Consider the following 25,532-nt stretch of genomic DNA (forward strand, 5'->3'; position numbering starts at 1 on the left):
GGCCGGTTTGCCCCCGGTAATCCGGTGATTTGGTGCTATTCTGCTGATTTCTGAGACGGTTTTTCCGAAACTTCGGTTCGGAAAGGTGGAAGAAGCCCTTTTTGCCAGACAAAATCATTGATCGGAATCGTAAATTCGGCTCGGATGAGGCCGCATCTGCCATCGGGGGCAGCGCGGCGGAAAAGTTTCTGCCGTGTGGACAAAGGCCCCGGCAAGGATGGCGCGACATAAAAGAAACGAAACTCCAGGGAGACAAGAACCTATGACACTCAAGTCAAAACTCATGGCAGCCACCACCGGCGCGGGCCTTTTGGCGGGCGCTTCGGCATCGGCGCAGGAAATCACGGTCGGCTATTTCCTCGAATGGCCGATGCCGTTCCAGTACGCCAAGGCCGAAGGTATGTATGACGAGGCGATGGGCATGACGGTGAACTGGGTCAGCTTCGACACCGGCACCGCCATGAGCGCCGCGATGGCGTCGGGTGACGTGCAACTGGTGGTCAGCCAGGGCGTGCCGCCCTTCGTGGTGGCCACCAGCGCGGGCCAGGATTTGCAGATCGTCGACGTGGCCGTCTCTTATTCGGACAACGACAACTGCGTCGTGTCGGCGGCGTTGGAGATCGACAAGGACAGCGCGGGCGAACTGGCCGGCAAGAAGGTCGCCGTGCCGTTGGGCACCGCGGCGCATTACGGCTTTCTGAAGCAGATGGACCATTTCGGCGTGTCGCTGGACAGCCTGACGGTCGTGGACATGGCCCCTGCCGAAGGGCAGGCCGCGCTGGCGCAAGGCGCCGTCGACATGGCCTGTGGCTGGGGCGGTGCGCTGCGCCGCATGAAGGAAAGCGGCAACGTCCTGCTGACCGGCGCCGAGAAGGAAGAGCTGGGCATCCTCGTGTTCGACGTGACCTCGGGCCCGGCGTCGTTCATCGCCGAGAACCCGGACGTGGTGTCGAGCTTCCTCAAGGTGACGGCGGACGCCAACGCCATGTGGGCGGACGAAGCCAACCACGACAAGATGCTGCCGGTGATCGCCGAGGACGCTGGCATGTCGGAAGAAGACACGATGGCCACCATCGAGACTTTCGTGTTCCCGCCAGCGGATGAGCAACTGACCGAGAAATGGCTGGGCGGCGGCGCGCAGGAATTCATGAAGGGTGTCGCGGACGTCTTCGTGGAAGCCGGTTCGATCGACGCGTCAAAAGCCTCTTACGAGACGAATGTGAACACCGGCCCGCTCGAAGCCGCCATTCAGTAAGGTTTTTCGCAAGACGCCCACGGGCCGCATGCCCGGCCCGCGGGACCGCACCAACACCAATAATCCGAAAACGGAAGGGGGCAGGAATGTCGACATTGAAAATCGACAATCTTTCCATGCGCTTCGATCTGCCGAATGGCGGGCATGTGCAGGCGCTCAAGGACGTCTCGCTGGAGCTGCAGAGCGGCGAATTGATGAGCGTGCTGGGGCCGTCGGGCTGTGGCAAGACCACGCTTTTGAACATCGTCGCCGGGTTTCTGGCGCCGACCGAAGGGCAGATCGTGCTGAACGATCACAAGGTCACCGGCCCGGATGCCGAGCGCGGCATGGTGTTCCAGCAGGGCGCGCTGTTCGAATGGATGAGCGTGCGCGACAACGTGAGCTTTGGCCCCCGGATGAAGGGCGAGAGCAAGAAGACCTATACGCCGACCGTCGATCACCTGCTGGAGGTGGTGGGCCTGAAGGATTTCAAGGATAAGGCGATTTACGAATTGTCCGGCGGGATGCAGCAGCGTGTGGCGCTTGCCCGCTGCCTGGCCAACGATCCCGACGTGATCCTGATGGACGAACCCTTGGGGGCGCTCGATGCGCTGACGCGGGAAAAGATGCAGGGACTTGTACTGAAGCTCTGGAAGGAGACAGGCAAGACGATCATCCTGATCACCCACTCGGTCGAAGAGGCGCTGCTCTTGGGTGAGCGGCTGCTGGTGATGGCGCCGCGGCCGGGGCGCATTCACAAGGAATATCGCCTGCCTTTTGCCGATCTGGGTGTGGGCAAGGACCTGCGCGAGGTGAAAAAACATCCCGAGTTCAGTCAGCGGCGTGAGGAAATCCTCGAAATGATCTGGAACATGGAAGAAGAGATCATGGGCCGCGTGGAGGAAAGCGCATGACCGGGTTCATCGTTCTCGCGCTCTATGTGGGCGCGTTTTTCATTGCCTATCTCGCGGTTTCGGCACTGTACCGGGCCTTCTTTGCGCGGATCGACTATACCGCGCTGAAAACCGTGACCTTCGGTGACGAAAGCGCCGTGCGCCCCAATCGGGCGGCCAGCGTGCTGTCGGTGATCACGATCTTCCTGCTGTGGGTGGCCTTCACGAACTCTACCCTGCCATTGCCGCAGGCGTCGTCGCCCTATCTGGGCGAGGTGACGTTCACCTATACGTCCACCTTGCCGGACGGACGGGCGGACGATGCCGAGGTGACCGTGCTGGTCTACCGCGAGGATATCAGCCAGACGGTGGACGCAGAGGGCAACCCGGGCCGCATTCCGGCGGCGCCCGAGGTGGAGCCGGGCGAGGGGTTCGCCAAGAACGACAGCCTTGTGGTGCCGCGATACGGCTACAAGGTGATCAACGTGTTCGGCAATGACGATATGGGCCGGGGCGAGGACGCCGTCATCACCGCGCTGAACGGGACCGAGGTGCAGGCGGGGGAAACGCTCAAGCTGCCGGAAGGCGACCTTGGGTTGACCGACAAGGGGACGCCGACCTTCTCGCCCTCGACCGGCAACCGGATGCAGCGGCTGTACCTGCCTGCGCCCGAGGTGACGGTCGAGCGGTTCTTCGAACTGAACGAAGAAGGGTATCGCAATTATACCCTGTGGCAGCATACGTGGATCTCGCTGCAACGGGTCTTGCTGGGCTTCTTCTTCGGGGCGCTGGTGGGGATACCGCTGGGCTATGCGATGGGCCTGACCAACTGGGCACGCGGCTGGTTCGACCCGATCGTGGAGTTCATGCGGCCAGTGCCGCCGCTGGCGCTGATCCCGCTGATGATTATCTGGTTCGGTATCGGTGAGCAGTCCAAGGTGATCCTGTTGTTCCTGGCCGCGCTTTGGATCATGGCGATCGCGGCACGGGCCGGGGTGTCCGGCGTGGCGATATCCAAGGTGCACGCGGCCTATTCGCTGGGGGCCAGCAAGTCGCAGGTGTTGACCAAGGTGATCATTCCCAACAGCCTGCCGGAGATTTTCACCGGCGCTCGGGTTGCCATGGGTGTCTGCTGGGGCACCGTCGTGGCCGCCGAACTTGTGGCGGCCGAGCGGGGCCTTGGCATGATGATTATGGTCGCGTCGAAATTCCAGCTGACCGATATCGTGATCGTCGGGATCATCCTGATCGGGATCATCGGTTTCCTGATCGACGTGGGCATCCGGATGCTGGAGAAATGGCTGGTGCCGTGGAAAGGGCGCGTCTGACGGCGACGAGAATTGCGAAACGCCCGGTCCTCGTGCCGGGCGTTTTTCGTTATGGCGAGTTGATGCGGATCAAGGAAGAATGCACGCGCGACCGTGCAGGGTGACGCCATGGAAATTGCCGAACTTTTGATGGCCCTCGGGGTCCTGTTCCTGGCCGGGCTGGTGGCGGACCAGGCGGGACGTTTCACGCGTCTGCCACGGGTGACGATGCTGTTGCTGCTGGGCCTGGTCGCCGGGCAGGCCGGGCTGGACCTGATCCCCGGCGACCTGATCGCGTGGTTCGAGGTCTTGTCCATTGTCGCGCTGACCATGGTCGCCTTTCTACTGGGCGGGACGCTGACCCGCGAGATATTGGCGCGGCGTGGGCGGGCCATCCTGATCCTGTCCCTGGTGATCGCGCTGGGCACGGCGGGTGTCGTCGTGGCGGGGTTGGTGCTGATCGGCCTGGATTGGCAGTTGGCGTTGGTGCTGGGCGCGATTGCCACGGCGACGGACCCGGCGGCGATGACGGATGTGATCCGGCAGACTGGGGTGAAGAGCGCATTCGCCGACACGTTGAAGGGGATCGTGGCCATAGACGACGTCTGGGGCCTGATCCTGTTCAGTCTTGTGCTTGCGGTGGTCAGCCAGTCCAGCGGACTTGCCGAGATCCTGGGTGGCGCGGCGCATGACATCCTGGGTGGTGTCGCCCTGGGCGTGGCGCTGGGCGTGCCGGCGGCGCTGTTGACCGGGCGGCTGACCCCGGGAGAGCCGCAGCAGGCCGAGGCGATCGGGATCGTGTTCCTGACCGCGGGCCTTGCGCTGTGGCTCGAGGTGTCCTTCCTGATCGCGGGGATGACAGCCGGCGCGGTGGTGGTGAATTTCGCGCAGCACCACGAGCGCGCCTTTCACGAGATCGAACATGTTCAGTGGCCCTTCATGATCCTGTTCTTTCTGCTGGCCGGGGCGACACTGGAATTGGACGCACTTTTGGGGCTTGGTTGGGCCGGGGTGCTTTACCTTGGCTTGCGGATACTGGCGCGGATCTGGGGCGGGTTCGCCGGGGGCTGGCTGGCCGGGGCCAGCGCGGCAGAGCGGCGGTGGTATGGCCCGGCGCTCTTGCCGCAGGCGGGCGTCGCGGTCGGCATCGCGCTGGTCGCGGGCGAGGCGCTGCCGGACTGGTCGGGAACGATCATGGCGCTGACCATTGCCAGCACTGTAGTGTTCGAGATCATAGGCCCGCCCCTGACCCTGCTGGCAATCCGGCGGGTGACCCGGCAGGACGGTTAGGCCCGCATGTCCTTGGGCGAGCCCATCACCACGAAGGATGTTATGGCGTTGACCTGCGGCAGCGTGCCGATGACATCGGTGTGGAACGCCTTGTAGGCGGGCAGGTCGGCCACCTCGATCCGAAGCAGGTATTCGACCGACCCGGTGATGTTGTGGCACTCGACCACTTCGGGTGCTGTGGCCATGGCGCGTTCGAAGGCGATCTGGCTGTCCTTGGTGTGGGAGTTCAGTCCAACCGTGGCATAGGCGATGAACCCGACGCCCAGCTTGGAGCGGTCGAGCACGGCGCGGAAGCCGGTGATGATGCCGCGGCGTTCTAGATCCTGCACCCGGCGCAGGCAGGCGGAGGGCGAAAGGCCGACTCTCTCTGCCAAATCGAGGTTACTGATCCGACCGTCGCGCTGGAGCTCGTGCAATATTTTGTCGTTTATGTGATCCATAGGCGCAAATAATTGCATAAAACCAAATCATACGCAAAGGAACGCAATTTCACTGCGCTACTTACGCCATATGTTGCGTTCATGACATTCCAGCTGCTGACCCTTCTTACCGGTTTTGCTTTCACAACGGTGATCACGCCGGGGCCCAACAACCTGATGCTGATGGCCTCGGGCGCGAACTTCGGCTTTCGCCGGACCGTGCCGCACATGTTGGGAATAACGCTGGGATTTCCCTGCATGATCGTGCTGGTGGGGCTGGGGGTTATGCAGTTGTTCGACCTGTGGCCGCCGGCCTACACGATCCTGATGGTGCTGAGTGTCGCGTACCTTTTGTACCTTGCGTGGAAGATCGCCAATGCCGCCCCGCCGAGGGAGGCCAGGGCGGAAGGCAAGCCGCTGACCTTCCTGCAATCGGCAGCTTTCCAGTGGGTAAATCCCAAAGCATGGAGCATGGCGCTGTCGGCGATCACGCTTTACGCGACGAGCCGCGACCTTGACGCGATCTTGTGGGTGGCCGGGGTTTACGTGGTCGCGTCGGTTGTCAGCACCACGAGCTGGACGGTGCTGGGCCAGCAGATGCGCCGCTTTCTGAACAGCCCAAAGCGGTTGCGGGTGTTCAACCGGATGATGGCGGCACTGCTGGTGCTGACGCTGGTCCTGGTCTTGCGACAGCAGGGCGCGGGATAGGCCGGGACTTGCGCCATGACGGGGATGCTGCGATGACGGCAGGCATGACAATCACCTTGCTGCATACGGCCGAGGCGCACCGGGTTCGGTTCGACAACATCCGGGACCGGATCAATCCGGATATGACGTTGAAGCACGTTGTGCGTCCGCGATGGCTGAAAAAGGCGCAGGACGACGGCGCTGCGGCGCTGGAAGACGAAATCGCAGGCGTGATCGCCCGTGCGCCGGGGCCGGTGCTGTGTACCTGCACGACGCTGGGGCCAGTGGCCGAGAGCGCGGGGGCGATGCGCGTGGACTGGCCGATGATGCGCGCGGCGGCGCAGGCGCAGGGGCCGGTGCTGATGGCGTTCTGCCTGGAGAGTACCTATGCGCCCAGCCTTGCGCTGCTGGAACGCGCGCTGGCCGAGGACGGCACGCCGCAAAAGGTCTATCCCCTGCCGATGCCGCAATACTGGCCGCTGTTCGAGGCAGGCGAGACAGAGGCCTTTGATGCCGTGATCGCTGGCGAGGTGCGGCAAGCGGTCGAGACGCAGGGCGACGTGGCAGCGGTGGTGCTGGCGCAAGCCTCGATGGATGGCGCGGCGGCGCGGCTGGAGGATCTGAACGTGCCGGTTCTGAGTTCGCCGGAACTGGCGCTGCGAGCGGTGCTTGACGTCGCGCGCGGCTAAAGCCGTTTGTACATGTAGGTCGTGGAATGGAGCGTCCGTCCGTCGGGATCGAGCGCGAAATCGGGAATGATGCCCGCCACTTCGAACCCCACCGAGGCGTAAAGTGATTGCGAGACATCGCCGCTGCGGGTGTCGAGGGTCACGTTGGTCTTGCCCAAGGTTCGGGCATGATCCAGCGCGGCCCGCAGCAGCGCGTGCCCCAGACCGCGGCGTCGGGCGGTGGGGTGGACCATCATCTTGGCGATCTCGGCCCGGTGCGGCTGGTTCTGCGGCATGGCGGTGATCAGTTGCACCGTTCCGACAAGCGTATCACCCAGGTGGGCGGTGAGCAGGCAGCGGCGGTTGGCGGTAACCTCGGGGAAGACGTCGGCTTGCCAGAAGGCACGGGCCGTCTCGGGCGCGAGTGGATCCAGGAAGCTGACGGCAGCGCCCTCGGTCACTGTGTCGATCAGCAGGCGAGTGAGGCCGTCGAGATTCCGATCCAGCGCGGGGACGGTCAGATTGATGATGTGCGGCGCGGTCATGCCAGCGCCAGCAGGTAGCGGGCGCCGTCCGGCCCGGCGCAGAACTCCGACACGCCGTTCAGGCGGTAGCGCAGGCAGTCGCCGGGGCAAAGGCTGTGGGTCTGGCTGTCGACAGTGATGTACAACGCGCCTTCGAGCAATACGAAATGATGCTCGTGCCCGGGAACGCTGGGATGGTCGTAGGAGATCGTCGCCTCCGGTTCGAGCGTGGCCTCGACGATCTCGAGTTGCAGGCCGGCACTGGGGGGCGAGACGTTTCGGCGTTGAAAGCCGTGGCTGGCGTCGTGGTAGACTTGCTGGGCAGAGCGGGGCACGAAGGCCTGGAGCCGGCTTTCCAGCGGTGAGATCAATTGCGAGATCGGCAGGCGCAGGGCGGTCGAGAGCTTGGCAAGCGTGTCGGCCGTGGGGCTGACCTCGCCATTCTCGATCCGAGAGAGGCTCGCTCGGCTGACGGAACTGGCCTTGGCCAGATCGGCCAGTGTCAGGTCGCGCGACTGGCGCAGGTCGCGGATGTGTCGGGCCAGCGTGGGCGGTAAGGCAAGGGGTGATTCCATAAATGGAAATTTATCCCATATAAGAGATTCGCGCAATGCCCGCATGATGCGAAGTCTGTTGAACCCTCCGACCTTTTCCATATATCCCGTAGGCCAAACAGGAGCATGGGCATGACCAATTACCTCGACTTTGAAAAGTCTCTGGCGGAAATCGAAGGCAAGGCGGAAGAGCTGCGCGCGATGGCGCGGACGACCGAGGGGATGGATGTCGAGGACGAGGCCGGGGCGCTGGACAAGAAAGCCGCTGCCATGCTGACCGACCTTTACAAGGACCTGACGCCATGGCGGAAATGCCAGGTGGCGCGGCATCCTAACCGGCCCCATTGCAAGGATTACATCGAGGCGCTGTTCGAGGAATACACGCCGCTGGCGGGCGACCGGAATTTTGCCGATGATCAGGCCGTGATGGGCGGGCTGGCGCGGTTCGGCGACACGCCGGTGGTTGTGATCGGGCATGAGAAGGGCAACGATACCAAGTCCCGGATCGAGCGGAATTTCGGCATGGCGCGGCCCGAGGGCTATCGCAAGGCGATCCGGCTGATGGACATGGCGGACCGGTTCAACCTGCCGGTTATCACGCTGGTGGACACGCCCGGCGCCTATCCGGGCAAGGGCGCCGAAGAGCGCGGCCAGAGCGAGGCGATTGCCCGCTCGACCGAGATGTGCCTGAAGGCCGGTGTGCCGCTGGTCAGTGTCATTATCGGCGAGGGCGGATCGGGTGGTGCGGTGGCGTTCGCCTCGGCCAACCGCGTGGCGATGCTGGAGCATTCCGTCTATTCGGTGATCAGCCCCGAGGGCTGTGCCAGCATCCTGTGGAAGGATTCCGAGAAGATGCGCGAGGCTGCAGAGGCGCTGCGGCTGACCGCGCAGGACCTGATCAAGTTGGGCGTGATCGATCGCGTGATCGACGAGCCCAAGGGCGGCGCGCATCGTGACCCGACGGGCGCGATGGCGTCGGTGAGTGATGCGATCCGGGCGATGTTGGACGGGTTGAAGGACCTGTCGCGCGAGGAACTGGTGCGTGACCGGCGCGAGAAGTTCCTGAAGATGGGATCGACTGGCCTAGCGGCCTAGAGGATTACGCCGAGCCGGATGAGGGCCCATGCCGCGCCCGCGATGTGGGCCAGCGTGATCATCACCGAGCCAAGATGCAGCAGCTTGAACCGTTTGGAGTGGCCGGCATCGGTGGCCGCGTTGATCGTCGGCATGAGAGATTGCCGCGCGTAGAGCGTTGTGAGCGCGATCACGGCGAGTATCGCCATGGACAGCAGGTCGGCGAAGGCGGCACAGACTGCGGCGAGGCCGGACGTGCCCAGCACGAACAGGTAGAAATGTGGAAAGGCGCGGCGGATCAGGGTGCGCGCTGTCTCTTCCGGCAGGGCGCGCAGCACGAAGGCCGCGAAGCCGAAAGCATAGAGCGTCATGCCGCCGAAGAGGAGCGCGGTCAGAAGCAGGGCGAGGAACGTCATGTTGTGGCCTCCGGTTTCCGGGCGGTTCCGATATAGATCACTTGCTTGAAAGGCAGCACGCCGAACCTGAAATCCAGCCGTCGGGTCAGGCCGGTCGGGCCAAGCCCCGTTATCTTGCCGGGGATCAGCCCGGCAACCTGCAACCCGTCCGTCAGTTCGGCTGGCTTGATGAACATCGCGGGGTCATGGGTCCCCTTGGGCAGCAGGCCAAGGATATCTTCGGCCATGGTGATGGTGGCCAGCCGGGCGATGATGTTGCGGTTGATGGTGTCGAACAGGAACAGTCCGCCAGGTTTCAGCACGCGGGCGACCTCGTGCAGGACCTGCCTCAGATCCGAGACATGCTCCAGGACGTCGACGCAGACGAGGGCATCGAAGGCCGCATCTTCATAGGGTAGCGCCTCGCCCACGCCGGTGTCGTAGCGGATGTCGTGGCCGGATTGTGCGGCTTGGGACCGGGCCGCGGCGATGGCCTCCTTCGCGGGGTCGATGCCGGTGACCTGCGCGCCGCGCCCGGCGATGGCTTCGGCCATGAAGCCGCCTGCGCAGCCAAGGTCGAGCACCGTTTTGCCCGCCCAGTCTATGTGCCGGTCGAAGAACTTCAGGCGGGCGGGCACAAGGTTTTTCAGCGTGCGCACCCAGCGGAGGTCGTCCGACCACCATTGCGCGGCGGCATTGTCGTAGATTTCTTGCTTGTTGCGGTTTTTTTCAGCCATGCGGCGGAGATAGGCCGCTTGCCACGGGCATCCAGAGGCGGCGTCAGGCCAGCAGCATCTTCAGCCCCTGGGTCACGTCGGAGCGGACGGCAAGGCGCAGCCCCGGTTCGTCCCCGGCCTTGAGCGCCGAGATGATCAGGCGGTGGTAACGCGGCGGCTCTTTCTGCTGCAGTTTGCCGTAAAGCGCGCGCATCGTGGGGCCGAGTTGCAGCCAGACGGTTTCGGCCATGGCCAGCATCGCGGGCGCCTGGGCGCGCAGGTAGAGCGTGCGGTGAAATTCGAGGTTCGAGCGGATATAGCCGACCGCGTCCTGGTGGGCGATGTGATCGGTGATCCGCGTGTTGATGGATTGCAGGCGGTCGATCAGGGCCATGTGGGCGCGGGGCAGGGCGCGGCTGGCCAGTTCGACCTCGATCAGGGCGCGCAGCGCGGCCAGTTCCTCGATTCGTTCGTTGCCAAGCTCGGGCGCGGCAAGGCGGCCAGAGCTGCTGACCGTCAGGGCACCCTCGGCCGACAAGCGGCGGACGGCCTCGCGGGCAGGGGTCATGGAAACATTGTATTCCGCGCCGACGCCGCGCAGGGTCAGGGCCTGTCCGGGTCGCAACTCGCCATGCATGATACGACTGCGCAATCCACGATAGACGCGGTCATGGGCCGACCCGGTGGGGGCGGCGCCGGTGGCCGAGGCAAGCCCGGCTTCGGAGCGCGGCGGAAAGTTCATGGGGCATTTGTGATCACAGTTTGCCGCGCGGTCAATCCTGTTGCGTCAGTCGAAGCGATAGCGGTGAAGTTCCGCACCGTTTTCACGCAGCCAGCGGCGCGGCGTGTCATAGCCGGGGCAGATCCGATCGACGATGCTCCAGAAGGCGCGCGAATGGTTCATTTCAACGAGATGCGCGACCTCGTGCGCGGCGACGTAATCGAGAACGTCGCGGGGCGCGAGGATGAGCCGCCAGGAATACATCAACCCTGCGTCTTGGGTGCACGAGCCCCAGCGCGAGCGGGTGTCGCGCAGGGTCAGACGGGCGTACTTGCGGCCAACCGCCTGCGCATAATGATCCGAGGCGGCGGCAAGCTGGTCGCGGGCGCGGGTCTTCAGCCAAGCCTGGACCCGCCGGGGTGCGGTTTCGGGCGGGCCGGGCACGGTGAGCGTGTCGTCCGCAAGCTCGATCCGCCGGCCCGAACCGGGCAAGAGACGGCGCGGGCGGCCCTCGACAGGCAGGTCCGAGCCGATTCGTACCTCGGTCAGATCGGGTTGACGTGAAAGTTGCGCCCTCAGCCACGCGGCCTTTTCATTGGCGAAGTCCAGCGCCGTGCGCTCTGCCACGCCGGGGGGCATGGTCAGCGTCACGCGCCCGTCAACACCCGACACCCTAAGCGAAATCCGCCGCGCCCGCGCCGAGCGGCGCAGGGTCACTTCGACCGGGGGGTTGCCGGGCAGAACGTAATGCCCCATATGCCGCTCACCTCTTGCAGCGCTGCGCCGCGCTTTATGCCTTTGACACCTGATACGTCTTATGGCAGGGGACGTCGAACGCCTGCAAGTCCACAGACACCGAAAGGGATAAGGATGCCCAAGGAAGAATGGGGTGTGAAGCGCGTCTGCCCGACGACGGGCAAACGGTTTTACGACCTGAACAAAGACCCGATCGTCAGCCCCTACACGGGCGAGGTTGTCGAGCTGCATTCCGGCAAGAGCCGGTCGATCACCGCGGACGCGGAAGATGCCGAGACCAAGAAGATGAAGGGCAACGAAGTCGACGAGGAAGTCATCGAGGATGATGATGATGTCGATGTGGACCTGGGCGACGATGTTCTGGACGACGACGACGACGATGATAACGTCTCGCTCGATGATATCGCGGACGTTGCGTCGGACGACGACGAAAGCTGAACCAAGTTGTGAGAGGGCGGGATTTTCCACTTGATCCCGCCTGCCGCTTTACCTAGAACGCGGCAAATGACGGCCCGGCGACGGGCCATCGGTTCGGGGCCTTAGCTCAGCTGGGAGAGCGCCTGCATGGCATGCAGGAGGTCAGCGGTTCGATCCCGCTAGGCTCCACCAAATCCCGTTGAATTTATTGATGAAATTCGCACCGTGACCACTGTGCCCCGCCCATGCCCCTAAATTTCAATAGTTCATTTGCTCCAACAGAGCAGCAGTTGAGTGGACTTGAGTATGATACTGGATTTATCGGACATGACAGGCTTAGTAGTGTGAGTCGTTACTTGGTTTCTGGTGATTGTTTCTTGGTAAGTTTATTAAGTTACAATCAGAGTTAAGTGCCCCGGGTTGCCGGAATATTGCCTTGACGGCGGCACCATTCCGGCAGGCGAGGCGCTGCTGCACATGATAACCGACCGCGCGATCGAGCCCACGCGCAACGTGTTTCGCGCCAGCCGCCCACTGCGTACGATGTCCGGGGCAATCCCGTCCCTCGAGCGCTGCCACCCATTCCGCATCTTCCCGCGGCCATGGACTGCCGTGTCGCCGTGCGCCGGGCATTGCGGGCCGGACCCAACCGGGGGCTGCCGCTGTAGGGGTTGGGCGCGACCGCCACACGACGCCATTTCCCCACGCGGCAGGATGTTCTGGGCGACAACGAGGACATGCTGATCGCCGCGGTGACCCTGTTGCAGCAGCCGCCTCCCTGACCGGAGCAGCACCGACCGCGTGGCAACGCAGGGCGGAACCTTGCGCCTGGGCCGCACGTTGATCGGGCAGGCTTGCACACACTGCAGGCTGAAGTTCGCGAAAGGATTTTCCCGATGTTCCTGCTGCATTCGGTCGTTGTGGCCCTGACTCGCCGTGTTGCAACTCAACCCGTTCGCATCGCGCCCTGGCGGCTAAGCGTCGGTGCAGAGCGTGACAGGTCGTGATGACCGACAGCGACCACACCGCGCGACTGGCTCGGCTGGACCGGTTAGCCAACACTCTGGATTCCAAGTTCCGGATTCCACTGCTCGGCATCCCGGTCGGGTGGGATTCGATTTTGGGGCTGATACCGGGGGTGGGTGACTTGGTCACCCTTGGGCCCGGTGCCTGGATCATCGTCGAAGGGCACCGGATGGGGGCGCGCAAGCGGGTGCTGGGGCGCATGGCGCTGAACACCGGGGTCGACACGGTAATTGGTGGCATTCCCCTGATCGGCGACGCGTTTGACCTGTTCTTCAAATCCCACCGCCGCAACGTGGCGCTACTGCGCCGCGATCTGGATGTTCCGTCGGCAGCAGGAGGGCAGACGCCCGAATTTGCACGCAGCTGAAGTGGTGCTCTGGCGCAACCTGCAAAAGGCTTGGCAGATCAAGAAGCCGTTGTTCAAAGTACTCGGTTTCCGATAGGCTTTGCTTGTCAGGAGGACGCATGGCAGACCACAGGGATTTCCCAATCGTCGGTATCGGTGCTTCCGCCGGAGGGCTGGATGCCTACAAGCGGTTTCTGAAGGCGTTGCCGGGGGATACCGGAGCTGCCTATATCCTGATTCAGCACCTGGATCCGAACCATCCCAGCATGATGGCGGACCTGTTGACGCGGCAGACCTCGATGACCGTGGTGCAGGCCGCGGATGACATGTTGCTGGAGCCGAACACCGTCTACGTTATCCCGCCGGGCAAGTTCATCCGCCTGATCGACCGCAAACTGAGCCTTGATGCGCCGGTCGAGGAAAAGGGCATGCGCATGGCGATCGACTATTTCTTCCGGTCGCTGGCCGAGGAGCGAGAGGAAAAGGCGATTGGCATCGTTTTGTCGGGCACCGGCAGCGACGGCACGCTGGGCCTTCGCGAGATCAAGGCGGCGGGTGGCATGGCGATGGCGCAGGACGCTGTTGAGGCCGAACATGACGGGATGCCGCGCAGCGCTTTCAACACCGGACTTGTGGATTTCGTCCTGCCGGTGGCCGAGATGCCCGAGCGGTTGACGCAGTTCTTCGAGCATCCGTATCTGCGCAAGCCGGCGGATGCGGACAAGTCCCTGTCGCAGCAGGCTGGCGAAGGGTACAACGAAGTCCTGCGGCAGCTGCGGCTGCAGACCGAGTATGAATTTGGCAACTATAAGCGCGGCACGGTGGAACGGCGCATCCAGCGGCGCATGGGGCTGGGCCAGTTCCGGGAGCTGTCCGATTATGTCGCTTACCTGACCCAGACTCCCGAGGAAGTGCACTGCCTCTTTCGCGACCTTCTTATCGGCGTGACGCGGTTTTTTCGCGAGCCTGAAGTCTGGGAGGCTCTTGCCGACAAGGTGATCGAGCCCCTGCTGGACGGCAAAAAGAAGGGGGAAGCGATCCGTGCCTGGGTGCCCGGTTGTGCCAGCGGGGAAGAAGCCTATACGCTTGCCATGACGATCTTCGACCGGCTGGACAGGCGTCGCGTGGATTGTCCGGTTCAGGTGTTTGCCACGGATCTCAACTCGAAGGCCATCGAAGTCGCCCGTAGCGGCGAGTATCCCGCCGCTGCGCTGCCCGACATACCCGAGCGGTTGCGGCGCAATTTCGTCGTCGAGCATAACGACACGTTCCTGGTCAGCAAACGGCTGCGCGAAACCGTGGTTTTTGCCACTCAGAACGTGATTTCGGACCCGCCCTTTTCGCGGTTGGACATCATCAGCTGTCGCAACGTGATGATCTATCTCGAAACCGATGTGCAGCAGCGGATGATCGAGATGTTCCACTTTGCGCTGGGCGAGGGCGGGCACCTGCTGCTGGGCAACTCGGAGAACGCGGAACGGCCCGGTCGCCTGTTCACGGCGGTCGACAAAAGCAGCCGGATCTATCGCAAGGCAGTCAACAGCCGGGTTCGGCCGGGGAAGTTCCCCGCTCCGCCGAGCGGAACGGGTGACGGTCCGAAACTGGCGTCGCGCCCGCGCTCTTTCGCGCCGGTTGCCGAAACCGCGCGACGGCAACTGCTGGAGCGCTTCGTGCCGCCCTGCGTGGTCGTCAACAAGAGCCTCGAGGCGCTTTATTTTCACGGGACGATGCGCGACTATCTGCAGTTTCCGGATGGCGAGCCGACCAGCCGGTTGCCTGAAATCGTAGTGCCCGAGTTGCGCGGCAAGCTGCGCATGGTCCTGAACACGATGCGATCGGGCGGCGAAGAGGCGGAGGCGGTTGCGCTGAACGTGCCGCGCGGCGGCGGCCAGATCAGTGTCCGGATTTTCGCTGAGAAAGTCGACGGGAGCGACGGTGAGCCCAACTATCTTGTCTGCTTCGAAGATGCTTCGGACTTGCGCGATACCGATGCAGAGGCAGACGCGCGGGCCAAGGCCCGCAAAGCGGCCGGACCGGGTGAGCGCGATGCGGTCGAAACGCTGGAATACGAACTGCAATCAACGCGCGAAGACCTGCAATCGACCATCGAGGAGATGGAGACCTCGAACGAAGAGCTGAAAGCCTCGAATGAAGAGGTCATGAGCATGAACGAGGAGTTGCAGTCGACCAACGAGGAACTGGAGACCTCGCGCGAGGAACTGCAATCGCTCAATGAGGAATTGTCTACGGTCAACAGCCAGCTCGAGGACAAGATCGAGGAACTGGAGCAGACCAACAACGATCTCAACAACCTGCTGACCTCGATCGACATCGGCGTGATCTTCCTTGATACCGACCTGCTGATTCGCCGGTTCACGCCAGCGATGAAGGAGGTGATGCGCATCCTTGACGGCGATATCGGCCGGCCGGTCGAGGACATCGTGATGCGGGTGCAGGACCCGAACCTGATCGAGGACGCGCGGACCTGTCTTGATAAACTGAGCGATATCGAAGCCGAGATCAGTACTGATGACGGCAGGCACCGCATCCGCCGCCTGCGCCCTTACCGGACGTCGGACAACAAGATCGGGGGGGTGGTGGTTTCATATACCGACGTCACCAACCTTCAGAGAGCCCGTGCTGCCGCCCGACGTCGCGAGGCGCAACAGGAGGCTGTTGCCGAATTGGGCCGCCTGGCGCTTTCGGGGGCGGAACTTCAGGATGTTCTGGACATGGCCGTGCGCGAATTGTCGGAGCATATGAACGTGCGGTTCACCAAGGTGCTTCAGCTTGATCCTGGCGGCGGCCGATTGACCCTCCGGGCAGGCGTCGGTTGGACCGAGGCGACGGTTGGGGAGTCGACAGTCGGCACAGGCGTCGAAAGCCAGGCGGGGTATACGCTGCAACAGCGCAGTGCCGTGGTGGTCAGGGATTTCCGCGAAGAAAAGCGGTTTACAGCGCCGAGACTGCTGAAGGATCATCACATCCTGTGCGGCGCCAGCGTGATGATCGGACCGCATGAAGCGCCATGGGGTGTTCTGGGCGTGCATGAATGCAGCCTCGAACGCTGTGGCTTTGACGCCGACGACATAAATTTCCTACAGGCGACGGCGAATGTTCTGTGGCTGGTGATTGCGCGCGGGCGGGCGCTGGACAGCATCGAGGAAGAGCGCCGACAACTGCGCGACATGGCGGACAGTCTGCCGATCCTCTTTGCCGTGATCGACGGCGACCAACGTTACGAGTTCGTCAACAAGGCCTACGAGTTCTGGGGCCGGACCGCGGACGAGATCGAGGGGCTGCGGATGTCGGACCTGGTGAACCCCGCGGCCTACGAGGTCGTTGCCCCTTATGTCGCTGGCGCTCTTCGCGGCGAAGAGCAGACATTCGAGGTGTCGATCGGGTCCGACACGAACGGCGCGCAACGCGATGTATTGGTCAGTTATGCGCCGAGACGGGATGCGGCGGGTGCGGTGACGGGGTTTTATTCCGCCGCGCTGGACGTGAGCGAGCGCAAGCGGTTGGAGCGCGACCTTGCAGAGCGCTTCGACCAGTATCGCACGCTGGGTGAGTCGATTCCGTTCGGGGTGTGGATCAACGATGCGGAGGGCAATCTGACCTATGTCAGCCCCGCTTTCCTGGAACTGGTCGGCAAGACGCTGGAAGAGGCACAGACCGCAGGCCTGAGCGACTGCGTCGCGCCCGAGATGCGCGACGAGATCAAGGAGCTGTGGACCGAAACGCTGCGCACCGGAACGCCGTGGGAGCGAGAGCTGGATATCATCGGCAAGGACGGCAAGATCTATCACACACTGGCGCTGGGGCGGCCTATCCGCGATGACACTGGCCGCATTACCTCTTGGGTTGGGCTGAATCTGGACATCACCGAACGCAAGGCGGAGGCGGCACGGTTGGCGGTCATCTCGGCCGAACTGGATCATCGGGTGAAGAATATCCTGGCGACGGTGTCGACCATCACCCGGATGACAGGGCGGTCGTCGAACACGTTGGAGGGCTATCGCGACGCGCTTCAGGCGCGGATCAGGGCGATGGCGGCGGCGCACCGGCAACTGGCGGATGCCAAGTGGCAGGGCATGTCTTTGAGGAGCCTGATCGAGACCGAGATCGACCCTTATCGCGCGAGCCGGGTGGATGCGATCCATCTTGACGGGCCTTACGTGGAATTGCCACCTGGCCTTGTGCAGACGCTGGCGCTGGGCTTTCACGAACTTACGACCAATTCCAGCAAGTACGGCGCGCTGTCGACCGAGGAAGGGCGGCTGGATGTCAGTTGGCAAAATGAGGACGGCTTGGAAATAAACTGGATCGAATCCGGTCTTTCGGGCGTTGAGGCCCCGACGTCGGCAGGGTTTGGCACAACGCTGTTGACGCGCATCCTTGCGGCCCAAGGCGCTGACGTGACAATAGACTATCGCGATACGGGTATTCATGTAAGGATTGCACTGTCGGATTTGACGTGATGCCGCGTCGGGAGCAACCGCGATGAAGGTACTGGTACTGGAAGACGATCCTCTTTTGCAGGTCGACTTGGCGGAAATGCTCGAGATGATGGGGCACGAAGTGGTCGGGCCGTTCAGCGCAGAGGCGCCCGCCATGCAGTCCTGCGACGCGGCCCTGCCCGATGCGGCTTTCGTGGATTTCAATCTTGGCAAGGACCGCAATAGTTCAGTCTTTGCGCGGCGCCTTCACAAGGATGGGGTGCACTTCGCTTTTCTGACGGCGCATGGACGTCAATACTTGCCGGCCGATCTTGAAGAGGTGCTGGTGATAGAAAAGCCGTATACCGAGGCGCAACTGGAGTGGTTTCTAGGGGGTGCTCGTCACTGATGGGGTTACCGGCTTGGACGGTGTGCTGCGGCCCATGCGCGACAAAGCTTCGATCACGATTTCCGCTGGTTCGGTTTTGTCGATGGTGATCACGGATGGGTCCAAATCAGTGATGCGGCGTTGTTCGCCGAGGATACCGCTGTAGATCACGGTGGACACGCCCCGAGACTGCAGTACGGCCAGAAGGCGTTTGCCCTCGGGCTCGTTCAGGAATGCGTCTGAAAAGGAATTGCCCAGATCGAGGTCGAGGATGCAGTAGTCAAAACCGCCGGAATCGATCGCGGCAAGCGCATCCCGATAGGAGCATGCGCTTTTCAAAGACTGATATCCGGCGTCACTGAGCGCGACTTCGAGGCCGACACAAATGAACGGATCGTCTTCGACGACAAGGACCGAAGGCAAGGAAATGACACTATCCTCAGATATTCTGTTCGCGCCTTAGTGTAGCGTTGTCGCCGAAGAATCGCAATGTGGTTGAGCCGAGTTGAGCGGGGCGCCGCCTTGGGCAGAATCACAGAAACTGTTGCAGCAGGATCTGCGTGGCGCGGTCTGCAGGCAGAAACTGATTGTGGATTTTCACGCCGGGTTTGGGGCCCGGTGCGGCGCGGGTGGGGCTGGTGCAAGATTTCATGGTCGTTGTCCTGATTGGTGCGTGATCATGGGTCTTGCGCAGATGTGTTTCGGTTCAAACACGGTCCTGCGCTCGGGGCTTGTAAAGCGCCGGGGACAGGCCATTTTTCAGAGGAACGCATCAAACGGGGGTATCCATGACCTACCAAAAGACTGAAGACGCGGTGGCACGACTGACGCCAGAGCAATACCGCGTCACGCAAGAGAACGGCACCGAGCGGCCGTTTACCGGCGAATACAACGACACCAAGGAAGCTGGTATCTACGTGGACATCGTCTCCGGCGAGCCGCTGTTCGCCTCGTCCGACAAGTTCGAGAGCGGCTGTGGCTGGCCCAGCTTCACCAAGCCGATCGAGCCGGCGCATGTGACCGAGTTGCGAGACGCCTCGCTTGGCATGGTTCGCACAGAAGTACGCAGCGCCCATGGCGACAGCCATCTGGGCCACGTCTTTCCCGACGGGCCGCAGGACAGGGGCGGGCTGCGATACTGCATCAACTCTGCTTCGCTGCGGTTCATCCCGCGTGACGAGATGGAGGCCGAAGGCTATGGTGACTACCTGGATCAAGTGGAGGACGTGTAATGACTGAAGAACGCGCAGTGCTGGCAGGCGGATGTTTCTGGGGCATGCAGGAGCTGATACGCAAGATGCCGGGTGTGGGCAAGACCCGGGTGGGTTACACTGGCGGTGACGTGCCCAACGCCACCTATCGCAATCACGGCACCCATGCCGAGGGGATTGAGATTTGGTTTGATCCCGACAAGATCAGCTACCGGCAGATCCTGGAGTTCTTTTTCCAGATCCACGATCCGACCACGCCTAACCGGCAGGGCAATGACGTCGGGATGAGCTATCGTTCGGCGATCTACTATGTGAACGACGAGCAGAAAGCCGTGGCCGAAGACACGATTGCCGACGTGAACGCCTCGGGCCTGTGGCCTGGCAAGGTCGTGACCGAGGTGGAGCCGGTGGGCGATTTCTGGGAGGCTGAGGCCGAACACCAAGATTACCTGGTGCGGTTCCCAGCCGGCTATACCTGCCATTTTCCCCGGCCCGACTGGGTGCTGCCGAGGCGCGACGCGGCGGAATAACCCGCAGAAATTCGCGCTTCGATCTGACTCTCAGGGCCGTCCCACCGGGGGCGGCCCTGTTCGTTTCCTAAAGATCTACCCAAAATTACCCTGTTGCTTCGTGGGTCGAGACACTTAGTATTCCCCGCACAAACAGGGAGAGAGAACCAATGAACAAGATGATCGGAGCCGGCGTTACCGCCGCGCTGTCCTTCGCCTTTGCCGGAGAAGCCTTGGCCGTCGAATGGAACGTGTCCGTCTGGGGCAAGCGCCGCGCCTTTACCGAGCACGTCGAGAAACTGGCCGAGCTGGTCGCCGAAAAGACCAACGGCGAGTTCACCATGAACGTCAGCTATGGCGGCCTTTCGAAGAACCGCGAGAACCTTGACGGTATCTCGATCGGCGCGTTCGAGATGGCGCAGTTCTGCGCGGGCTATCACCCGGACAAGAACCGCGTCGTGACCGTTCTGGAGTTGCCGTTCCTGGGTGTCAGCAACCTCGATGAGGAGGTCGCCGTGTCCACCGCCGTTTATAATCACCCGGCCGCCGCCGAGGAGATGGCGCAGTGGAACGCCAAGCTGCTGATGACCTCGCCGATGCCGCAATACAACCTTGTCGGAACGGGCGAACCGCGCAACGAACTGGCCGACTTCGAAGGGATGCGGGTGCGCGCCACCGGCGGTCTTGGCGAGGCGTTCAAGGCGGTGGGGGCGGTGCCCACCTCGGTGACCGCGACCGAAGCCTATCAGGCGATGGAATCGGGCGTCGTCGACACCGTGTCGTTCGCCCAGCACGCGCATCTGAGCTTTGGCACGATCAACCAGGCGGACTGGTGGACGGCCAACCTGAACCCCGGCACGGTGAACTGCCCGGTGGTGGTGAATATCGACGCCTATGAAGGGCTGAGCGACGAGCACCGCGAGGCGCTGGACAGCTCGGTGCCCGAGGCGCTGGACCATTACCTTGCCAATTATGCAGAGCTTCTGAAGCGCTGGGACAGCGTTCTGGAGGAAAAGGGCGTCGAGAAGGTGATGATCTCGGACAGCGTGAAGGAAGAGTTCAAGGCCCAGGCCGCGGACCCCGCACGTGAAGCCTGGATCCAGGAAATGGAAGCGCAGGGCCTGCCGGGCCAGGAGCTTTACGATCTCGTGCAAAGCACGCTGGAAGAGCATCGCGCGTCGAACTGAGCGCGGCTGGCCGTCCGGGGGCTGACCCCGGACGGCCTCTTCAAGAAAGGTGCCGAGCATATGGTCGTAGAAGTGAACCAACTGCCGCTGATCATTCTTCTGAAGGTGTCTGACCCGGATGGTCATAAGATCCATACCGAGGAATATCGTATCTCGGCCACCTCTTATGCGCCGCCGATCCCCGATGTCGGGCAGTCGTGGAACCTGTGGGTCGACGGCAAGAACTGGCCCTGCATTGTCCTGAAAAAGACGGTGACGACCAGCTTTGGCGGTAACGGGTTGGGCACCACGTTGAGCATCGCCGTCGAAAGAACGGACTAGCCGATGGCCGGGGCCGCGACCGTTCTGAGCGACAGCAGCCTGTTGAGCCGGCTGGACCGCGCGCTGCTGCCCGTAGAGCGATTCATGGCGCTGCTCAGCGGGATCGCGGCGTTTTCCCTCATGTTCCTTGCGGCCTACTCGGTGTCGGGGCGCAAGTTCTTCGGGGTGCCGTTGGCGGGATACGTGGATTACATCGAGGTGCTGATGCCGCTGATCGCGATCATGGGCGTGTCCTACGTGCAGCGCGAGGGCGGGCATATCCGCATGGATATCCTGATTGGCAATCTGCACGGGCGTATCCTGTGGTTGCTGGAGCTGATCACGGTACTTCTGGTGCTGTTGCTGATGGTCGCATTGGTGTGGGGGGCTTGGGCGCATTTCGACCGGTCTTTCGACTGTGCGCGCCCCTTGTGTTCACGCGATAGCACGATCGATATCGGCTTGCCGGTCTGGCCGGCCAAGCTGGTGGTGCCGGTGGCGTTCGGTGTGCTGGTGCTGCGGTTGGTGTTGCAAGTGGTGGGCTATGGGCGTGCCTTTTTCCTTGGACTGGAGCGGCCCGTGGCCGTGCCGTTGACGCTGTCGGTGGCTGATCAGGCGCGGCTTGAGGCCGAGCAACTGGAAGGGCGCGACTGATGGAACCGATCACCATCGGCCTTTGGACCACCGGCTTCATGCTGGTGATGGTGGTCATCGGGATGCGCGTGGCCTTTGCCGCGGGGCTTGCGGGGTTTCTGGGGCTGATCGTCATCTTCTGGTCCAAGAAGGATTTCGGCGGCGAGGATTTCTGGTGGGCTTTGACGGTGGCGGTCAAGACCGCGGGGCAGGTGCCGCATTCCAAGGTGTCGGCGAACGCACTTTCCCTGATCCCGACCTTCATCCTGATCGGGTACCTGGCCTATTACGCCGGCCTGACACGCGCCCTGTTCGAGGCCGCCAAGCGGTGGATCGCCTGGGTGCCCGGTGGCCTGGCCGTGTCGACGGTTTTCGCCACAGCCGGTTTCGCGGCTGTGTCGGGCGCATCGGTGGCCACGGCGGCTGTCTTTGCCCGCATAGCTATCCCGGAAATGCTTAAAATTGGGTATAACAAACAGTTCGCTGCTGGTGTGGTGGCCGCCGGGGGCACATTGGCGAGCCTTATTCCGCCCTCGGCGATCCTTGTGATTTACGCGATTATCGTGGAGCAGGACGTGGGCAAGCTGCTGCTCGCCGGGTTCATTCCGGGGGCGTTTTCGGCCATCGTCTATGCCGCGCTGATCATCGGGATCGCGGTCATTTTCAAGTCGGTGGGGCCGCCGGTGGGCGGGTTCACCTGGCGCGAGAAATTCGCCTCTCTACCTGCCGCGCTGCCCATCGTGGCGGTTGTCGTGATCATCATCTTCTTCGTCTACAACCCCTTTGGCGATGCCTGGGGCACGCCGACCGAGGGCGGGGCTGTGGGGGCGTTCATCGTGTTCCTGATGGCGCTCTGGCGCGGCATGCGGTTGGGCGAGTTGAAGTCGGCCCTGATCGAGACCGCGAAGCTGACGGTGATGATCTTCACCATCATCTGGGGCGTTTTGATTTACGTGCGATTCCTGGGGTTTGCGGACCTGCCGGGGGCGTTTGCCGACTGGATCACCTCGCTGACCGTGTCGCCGATGCTGATCCTGATCTGCATCCTGCTGGCCTATGCCGTGCTGGGCATGTTCATGGATGCGATCGGGATGCTGTTGCTGACGCTGCCGGTGGTCTATCCGGCGGTCATGGCGCTGAACGGGGGCGAGTTCGTCAGCGTCGAGGACAGCGCGTTCGGCATGTCGGGCGAGATGTGCGCGATCTGGTTCGGGATCCTGGTGGTCAAGATGGCGGAGTTCTGTCTGATCACGCCCCCTATCGGCCTGAACTGTTTCGTGGTGGCCGGGGTGCGGCCTGACCTGAGCGTGCAGGACGTGTTCAAGGGCGTGATGCCGTTCTTCATCGCGGATGCGGTGACGATCGGGCTGCTGGTGGCGTTTCCGATCATCGTGCTATGGCTGCCGGGGTTGGCATAGCCCTGAGAATCACTTGGTTAATCAGGGGCTTGGGCCGAAAAGCCGGTGTCGGTATCGCGTCGGTATCCGAGTGGTATGTCGACGGTGCGATTTCTTCCGGCCTCCGGTGTTAACGGATCGGGCGTTGCGCATCGGGTCCGTGTGGCGGTTTTGAGTATTTTTGGAACGATGAAAGCCGGGGTCGGGTCATCTGCGGCAGACGGTCCGCGCGGTGGCGAGGATCGTGTCCGCCGAGGGCATGGTGGCGGCATAGGCCGGTCCGGTGGCGATGAAGCTGTCGGTGGCGGTGAGGCGACTGTGGGGGATGGCGGTGTGTTCGGTGAAGAGCGCCATCAGCGCCTCGGCCACGCCGCCGGAATGGCGGGTTTCGTCCACGATCAGGATGCGGCTGCAGTCCGCCACGGCGTCCAAGAGGGCGGGGCCGGGCAGGGGTGAGAGCCAGCGCAGGTCGATGACGCGGGATTTGATGCCGTCGGCGTCAAGTTGGGCCTGCGCCTGGCGCGAGAGGTGGTGGCCGTTGCCGAAGGTGACGATGGCCAGATCTGTACCGTCGCCGTGTTGGCCGACCTGGCCTAATGGGATGGTTTCGGACGGGTCGGGATAGGTCGTGAGCCAAGCGTTGTCGCCCGTCTCCGTGAGGTCGCGCATGGGGTAGAGTGCGATCGGTTCCAGGAAGACGACGACGCGCTGTTCCTCGCGCGCGAGGCGGACGCATTCGCGCAGCATGCGGGCGGCGTCGGCGCCGGTGGAGGGGCAGGCGAGGACCAGGCCGGGAATGTCGCGCAGGACGGCGATGGAATTGTCGTTGTGGAAATGCCCGCCGAAGCCCTTTTGATAGCCGAGGCCCGCGATGCGGAGGACCATGGGGTTGGTGTATTGGCCGTTCGAGAAGAAAGGCAGGGTCGCGGCCTCGCCGCGCAGCTGATCCTCGGCGTTGTGGAGGTAGGCGAGGAACTGGATTTCCGGGATGGGCAGAAAGCCGTTATGGGCCATGCCGATGCCGAGGCCCAGAATGGAGGTCTCATCGAGCAGGCTGTCGATCACGCGCGCGGGGCCGAAGCGGTTTTGCAGCTTTTGCGTGACGCCGTAGACGCCGCCCTTGCGGCCCACATCCTCGCCCATGAGGGTGATTTCGGGGTGGGTGAGCATGAGATCGGTGAGCGCCCAGTTGATGTGACGCGAGAGGATCTGCGGCTCTTCCATCGCCTTGAGGTCGGGGCCAAAGGCCTGCGCGCGGGCCTCGGCGCTGGGACCGTTGGTGGGGACGCATTCGCGTTTCGGCGGGATGAGGGAGGCCATGACGTCTTGCGCGGTTTGCAGGCGCGGCCGTGTGGCGGCGCGGTCGCAGGTCTTTTCGACCTCGGCGCAGGTTTCGGTGTAGAGGGTGCGGGCGTCCAGCGGGGTCAGGATGCCGACGCTTTGCAGCAGGCGGACGGAATGCAGCAGGGGGTCGTTGGCCTCGTCGGCCTCGACCTCGGATTTGGGCAGGTAGGTGGTGGGCACGTCGGCGCCGGCATGGCCGTAGAGGCGCACGGTGCGGACGTGCAGGAAGACCGGCTGGCGGTGGGTGCGGGCGTGGTGGGCGGCGCGCTGGGCGGTGGCGTAGGTGTCGTAGATATCCAGCCCGTCACAGGCCATGTAGGTCAGGCCCGGACGGTGCGCGAAATTGGCGGCGATCCAGCCCTTGGGGGTCTTGACCGAGATGCCGATGCCGTTGTCCTCGCAGACGAAAAGCATTGGCAGGGGGACGTTCTGATAGGCGGTCCAGGCGGCGGTGTTGAAGGCGGCCTGGGCGCTGGCGTGGTTGGCCGAGGCGTCGCCGAAGCTGGCCATGACGATGCTGTCGCGGGGCAGTTGTTCGTGCTCTGGCGCGTGGCGGCGGGCGAGGCCGAGAGAATAGGCGGTGCCGACCGCCTTGGGCAGGTGGCTGGCGATGGTGGAGGTCTGGGGCGGGATGTTGAGCGCCTTGGACCCCAGCACCTTGTGGCGGCCGCCCGAGATGGGATCCTCGGAGGAACAGGCGAAGGAGAGGGCCATGTCCATGGCGATGTCCTCGTGGCCGGTTTGCAGGGCGCGGGCGATCTGGAAGGCGGCGTCGCGGTAGTGCAGGAAGGCCATGTCGGTGGGGCGCAGGGCCGCGGCGACGGCGGCGAGCCCCTCGTGCCCCGAGGAGCCGATGGTGTAGTAGCCTTGCCCGGCTTTTTGCATGACGCGCGCCTGGGCGTCGAGCGCGCGGGAGAGGCATTGCGCGCGGAAGATGAGCTTTGCGGTGTCGGGATCGAGCGGGCCGGAGGGATCGCGGCCCGGGGGCAGGTCGCCGGTGCCTGTGCGGTTCAGGAAGTTTTCATGCACGATCTGGGCGCGGTCCATGGGCTGGCTCCTTCTTGTGAGAAAAGGCGTAGCCAAGCGGCGCGGGAATG

Annotated in this window: 26 protein-coding genes and 1 tRNA gene; 18 read left to right on the forward strand and 9 right to left on the reverse strand. The window is 63.2% G+C overall.

Going from position 1 to position 25,532, the window contains the following annotated elements; translation table 11 throughout:
- Positions 1-262: 262 nt before the first annotated feature.
- From PVV74_RS08550 to PVV74_RS08565, 4 genes are all read left to right on the forward strand, one after another.
- Positions 263-1,255 (forward strand): taurine ABC transporter substrate-binding protein, encoded by a 993-nt coding sequence (locus tag PVV74_RS08550; protein WP_103762803.1) that lies wholly within the window; start codon positions 263-265, stop codon positions 1,253-1,255.
- An 86-nt stretch (positions 1,256-1,341) separates the two neighbouring features.
- Positions 1,342-2,148 (forward strand): taurine ABC transporter ATP-binding protein, encoded by an 807-nt coding sequence (locus PVV74_RS08555; protein WP_103762804.1) that lies wholly within the window; start codon positions 1,342-1,344, stop codon positions 2,146-2,148.
- Positions 2,145-3,455, forward strand: a complete 1,311-nt coding sequence (locus PVV74_RS08560) for an ABC transporter permease (protein ID WP_274592894.1) — start codon at positions 2,145-2,147, stop codon at positions 3,453-3,455. Before PVV74_RS08555 ends, PVV74_RS08560 begins: the two co-directional genes overlap by 4 nt.
- A 108-nt stretch (positions 3,456-3,563) precedes the next feature.
- Positions 3,564-4,724 carry a cation:proton antiporter gene (locus tag PVV74_RS08565; RefSeq protein ID WP_274592895.1) on the forward strand — a complete coding sequence of 387 codons (1,161 nt, stop codon included), beginning with the start codon at positions 3,564-3,566 and terminating at the stop codon, positions 4,722-4,724.
- Here PVV74_RS08565 and PVV74_RS08570 read toward each other — a convergent pair.
- Positions 4,721-5,164, reverse strand: a complete 444-nt coding sequence (locus PVV74_RS08570; RefSeq protein WP_103762807.1) for an Lrp/AsnC family transcriptional regulator — start codon at positions 5,162-5,164, stop codon at positions 4,721-4,723. The two genes, PVV74_RS08565 and PVV74_RS08570, sit on opposite strands and share 4 nt — an antisense overlap.
- Before the next feature lie 81 nt (positions 5,165-5,245).
- On the opposite strand from PVV74_RS08570, the gene PVV74_RS08575 reads away from it, so the two are divergent.
- Complete coding sequence (locus PVV74_RS08575; RefSeq protein WP_103762808.1) at positions 5,246-5,851, forward strand: LysE family translocator; 606 nt, start codon at positions 5,246-5,248, stop codon at positions 5,849-5,851.
- Between the two features lie 44 nt (positions 5,852-5,895).
- Positions 5,896-6,519 (forward strand): hypothetical protein, encoded by a 624-nt coding sequence (locus PVV74_RS08580; protein WP_103763001.1) that lies wholly within the window; start codon positions 5,896-5,898, stop codon positions 6,517-6,519.
- Here PVV74_RS08580 and PVV74_RS08585 read toward each other — a convergent pair.
- Together PVV74_RS08585 and PVV74_RS08590 are read right to left on the reverse strand one after the other, a co-directional pair.
- The gene (locus PVV74_RS08585; protein ID WP_274592896.1) at positions 6,516-7,043 is read right to left on the reverse strand and encodes a GNAT family N-acetyltransferase; all 528 of its coding nucleotides are present in this window, start codon (positions 7,041-7,043) and stop codon (positions 6,516-6,518) included. The two genes, PVV74_RS08580 and PVV74_RS08585, sit on opposite strands and share 4 nt — an antisense overlap.
- A complete protein-coding gene (locus tag PVV74_RS08590; protein ID WP_274592897.1) occupies positions 7,040-7,597 on the reverse strand; it encodes a helix-turn-helix domain-containing protein in 558 nt (185 codons plus the stop codon). Before PVV74_RS08590 ends, PVV74_RS08585 begins: the two co-directional genes overlap by 4 nt.
- 111 nt (positions 7,598-7,708) lie before the next feature.
- Between PVV74_RS08590 and PVV74_RS08595 the strand changes: the two genes are divergently transcribed.
- Positions 7,709-8,671, forward strand: coding sequence for an acetyl-CoA carboxylase carboxyltransferase subunit alpha (locus tag PVV74_RS08595; RefSeq protein WP_103763002.1), 963 nt, complete (start codon positions 7,709-7,711; stop codon positions 8,669-8,671).
- Here the strand turns inward: PVV74_RS08595 and PVV74_RS08600 are convergent.
- Genes PVV74_RS08600 through PVV74_RS08615 form a run of 4 tightly spaced genes read right to left on the reverse strand, consistent with a single transcriptional unit; the run spans position 8,668 to position 11,238 of the window.
- A complete protein-coding gene (locus PVV74_RS08600; RefSeq protein WP_274592898.1) occupies positions 8,668-9,066 on the reverse strand; it encodes a DUF4149 domain-containing protein in 399 nt (132 codons plus the stop codon). The two genes, PVV74_RS08595 and PVV74_RS08600, sit on opposite strands and share 4 nt — an antisense overlap.
- The gene (gene ubiG, locus PVV74_RS08605; protein WP_274592899.1) at positions 9,063-9,782 is read right to left on the reverse strand and encodes a bifunctional 2-polyprenyl-6-hydroxyphenol methylase/3-demethylubiquinol 3-O-methyltransferase UbiG; all 720 of its coding nucleotides are present in this window, start codon (positions 9,780-9,782) and stop codon (positions 9,063-9,065) included. The genes PVV74_RS08600 and ubiG overlap by 4 nt, the downstream gene beginning before the upstream one ends.
- A gap of 43 nt (positions 9,783-9,825) precedes the next feature.
- The gene (locus PVV74_RS08610) at positions 9,826-10,503 is read right to left on the reverse strand and encodes a GntR family transcriptional regulator (RefSeq protein WP_103762813.1); all 678 of its coding nucleotides are present in this window, start codon (positions 10,501-10,503) and stop codon (positions 9,826-9,828) included.
- A gap of 45 nt (positions 10,504-10,548) precedes the next feature.
- Entirely contained in the window at positions 10,549-11,238 is a 690-nt protein-coding gene (locus PVV74_RS08615) for a M48 family metallopeptidase (protein ID WP_274592900.1), read from the reverse strand.
- Between the two features lie 114 nt (positions 11,239-11,352).
- Between PVV74_RS08615 and PVV74_RS08620 the strand changes: the two genes are divergently transcribed.
- The 5 genes from PVV74_RS08620 (at position 11,353) to PVV74_RS08640 (ending at position 17,875) form a co-directional block, all read left to right on the forward strand.
- Positions 11,353-11,676, forward strand: coding sequence for a TIGR02300 family protein (locus PVV74_RS08620; RefSeq protein WP_103762815.1), 324 nt, complete (start codon positions 11,353-11,355; stop codon positions 11,674-11,676).
- A gap of 95 nt (positions 11,677-11,771) precedes the next feature.
- Positions 11,772-11,847: transfer RNA gene (locus PVV74_RS08625), tRNA-Ala, on the forward strand.
- 814 nt (positions 11,848-12,661) lie between these two features.
- Entirely contained in the window at positions 12,662-13,048 is a 387-nt protein-coding gene (locus PVV74_RS08630) for a DUF4112 domain-containing protein (protein ID WP_274592901.1), read from the forward strand.
- A 98-nt stretch (positions 13,049-13,146) separates the two neighbouring features.
- Entirely contained in the window at positions 13,147-17,508 is a 4,362-nt protein-coding gene (locus PVV74_RS08635) for a chemotaxis protein CheB (protein ID WP_274592902.1), read from the forward strand.
- 22 nt (positions 17,509-17,530) lie between these two features.
- The gene (locus PVV74_RS08640; protein ID WP_274592903.1) at positions 17,531-17,875 is read left to right on the forward strand and encodes a hypothetical protein; all 345 of its coding nucleotides are present in this window, start codon (positions 17,531-17,533) and stop codon (positions 17,873-17,875) included.
- On the opposite strand, the gene PVV74_RS08645 is transcribed toward PVV74_RS08640, so the two are convergent.
- Positions 17,855-18,277, reverse strand: coding sequence for a response regulator (locus tag PVV74_RS08645; RefSeq protein ID WP_170067170.1), 423 nt, complete (start codon positions 18,275-18,277; stop codon positions 17,855-17,857). The two genes, PVV74_RS08640 and PVV74_RS08645, sit on opposite strands and share 21 nt — an antisense overlap.
- Positions 18,278-18,642: 365 nt before the next feature.
- Here PVV74_RS08645 and msrB point away from each other — a divergent pair, with 365 nt between their 5' ends.
- From msrB to PVV74_RS08675, 6 genes are all read left to right on the forward strand, one after another.
- Positions 18,643-19,086, forward strand: coding sequence for a peptide-methionine (R)-S-oxide reductase MsrB (msrB, locus tag PVV74_RS08650; RefSeq protein ID WP_103762821.1), 444 nt, complete (start codon positions 18,643-18,645; stop codon positions 19,084-19,086).
- Entirely contained in the window at positions 19,086-19,595 is a 510-nt protein-coding gene (gene msrA / locus PVV74_RS08655; protein ID WP_274592904.1) for a peptide-methionine (S)-S-oxide reductase MsrA, read from the forward strand. Before msrB ends, msrA begins: the two co-directional genes overlap by 1 nt.
- 149 nt (positions 19,596-19,744) lie before the next feature.
- On the forward strand, positions 19,745-20,761 hold the full coding sequence (locus tag PVV74_RS08660) for a C4-dicarboxylate TRAP transporter substrate-binding protein (RefSeq protein ID WP_274592905.1): 1,017 nt from the start codon (positions 19,745-19,747) through the stop codon (positions 20,759-20,761).
- 60 nt (positions 20,762-20,821) lie between these two features.
- Positions 20,822-21,082 (forward strand): hypothetical protein, encoded by a 261-nt coding sequence (locus tag PVV74_RS08665; protein WP_103762824.1) that lies wholly within the window; start codon positions 20,822-20,824, stop codon positions 21,080-21,082.
- A 3-nt stretch (positions 21,083-21,085) separates the two neighbouring features.
- The gene (locus PVV74_RS08670) at positions 21,086-21,715 is read left to right on the forward strand and encodes a TRAP transporter small permease subunit (RefSeq protein ID WP_274592906.1); all 630 of its coding nucleotides are present in this window, start codon (positions 21,086-21,088) and stop codon (positions 21,713-21,715) included.
- Positions 21,715-23,112: a TRAP transporter large permease gene (locus PVV74_RS08675; RefSeq protein ID WP_103762826.1), complete on the forward strand. Its 1,398-nt coding sequence runs from the start codon at positions 21,715-21,717 to the stop codon at positions 23,110-23,112. The genes PVV74_RS08670 and PVV74_RS08675 overlap by 1 nt, the downstream gene beginning before the upstream one ends.
- Before the next feature lie 186 nt (positions 23,113-23,298).
- Here the strand turns inward: PVV74_RS08675 and PVV74_RS08680 are convergent, their stop codons facing one another.
- Positions 23,299-25,482 (reverse strand): dehydrogenase E1 component subunit alpha/beta, encoded by a 2,184-nt coding sequence (locus PVV74_RS08680; RefSeq protein WP_274592907.1) that lies wholly within the window; start codon positions 25,480-25,482, stop codon positions 23,299-23,301.
- Positions 25,483-25,532: the final 50 nt, after the last annotated feature.

The sequence above is a fragment of the Roseovarius sp. SK2 genome (assembly GCF_028807495.1).
Taxonomy (GTDB): domain Bacteria; phylum Pseudomonadota; class Alphaproteobacteria; order Rhodobacterales; family Rhodobacteraceae; genus Roseovarius; species Roseovarius confluentis.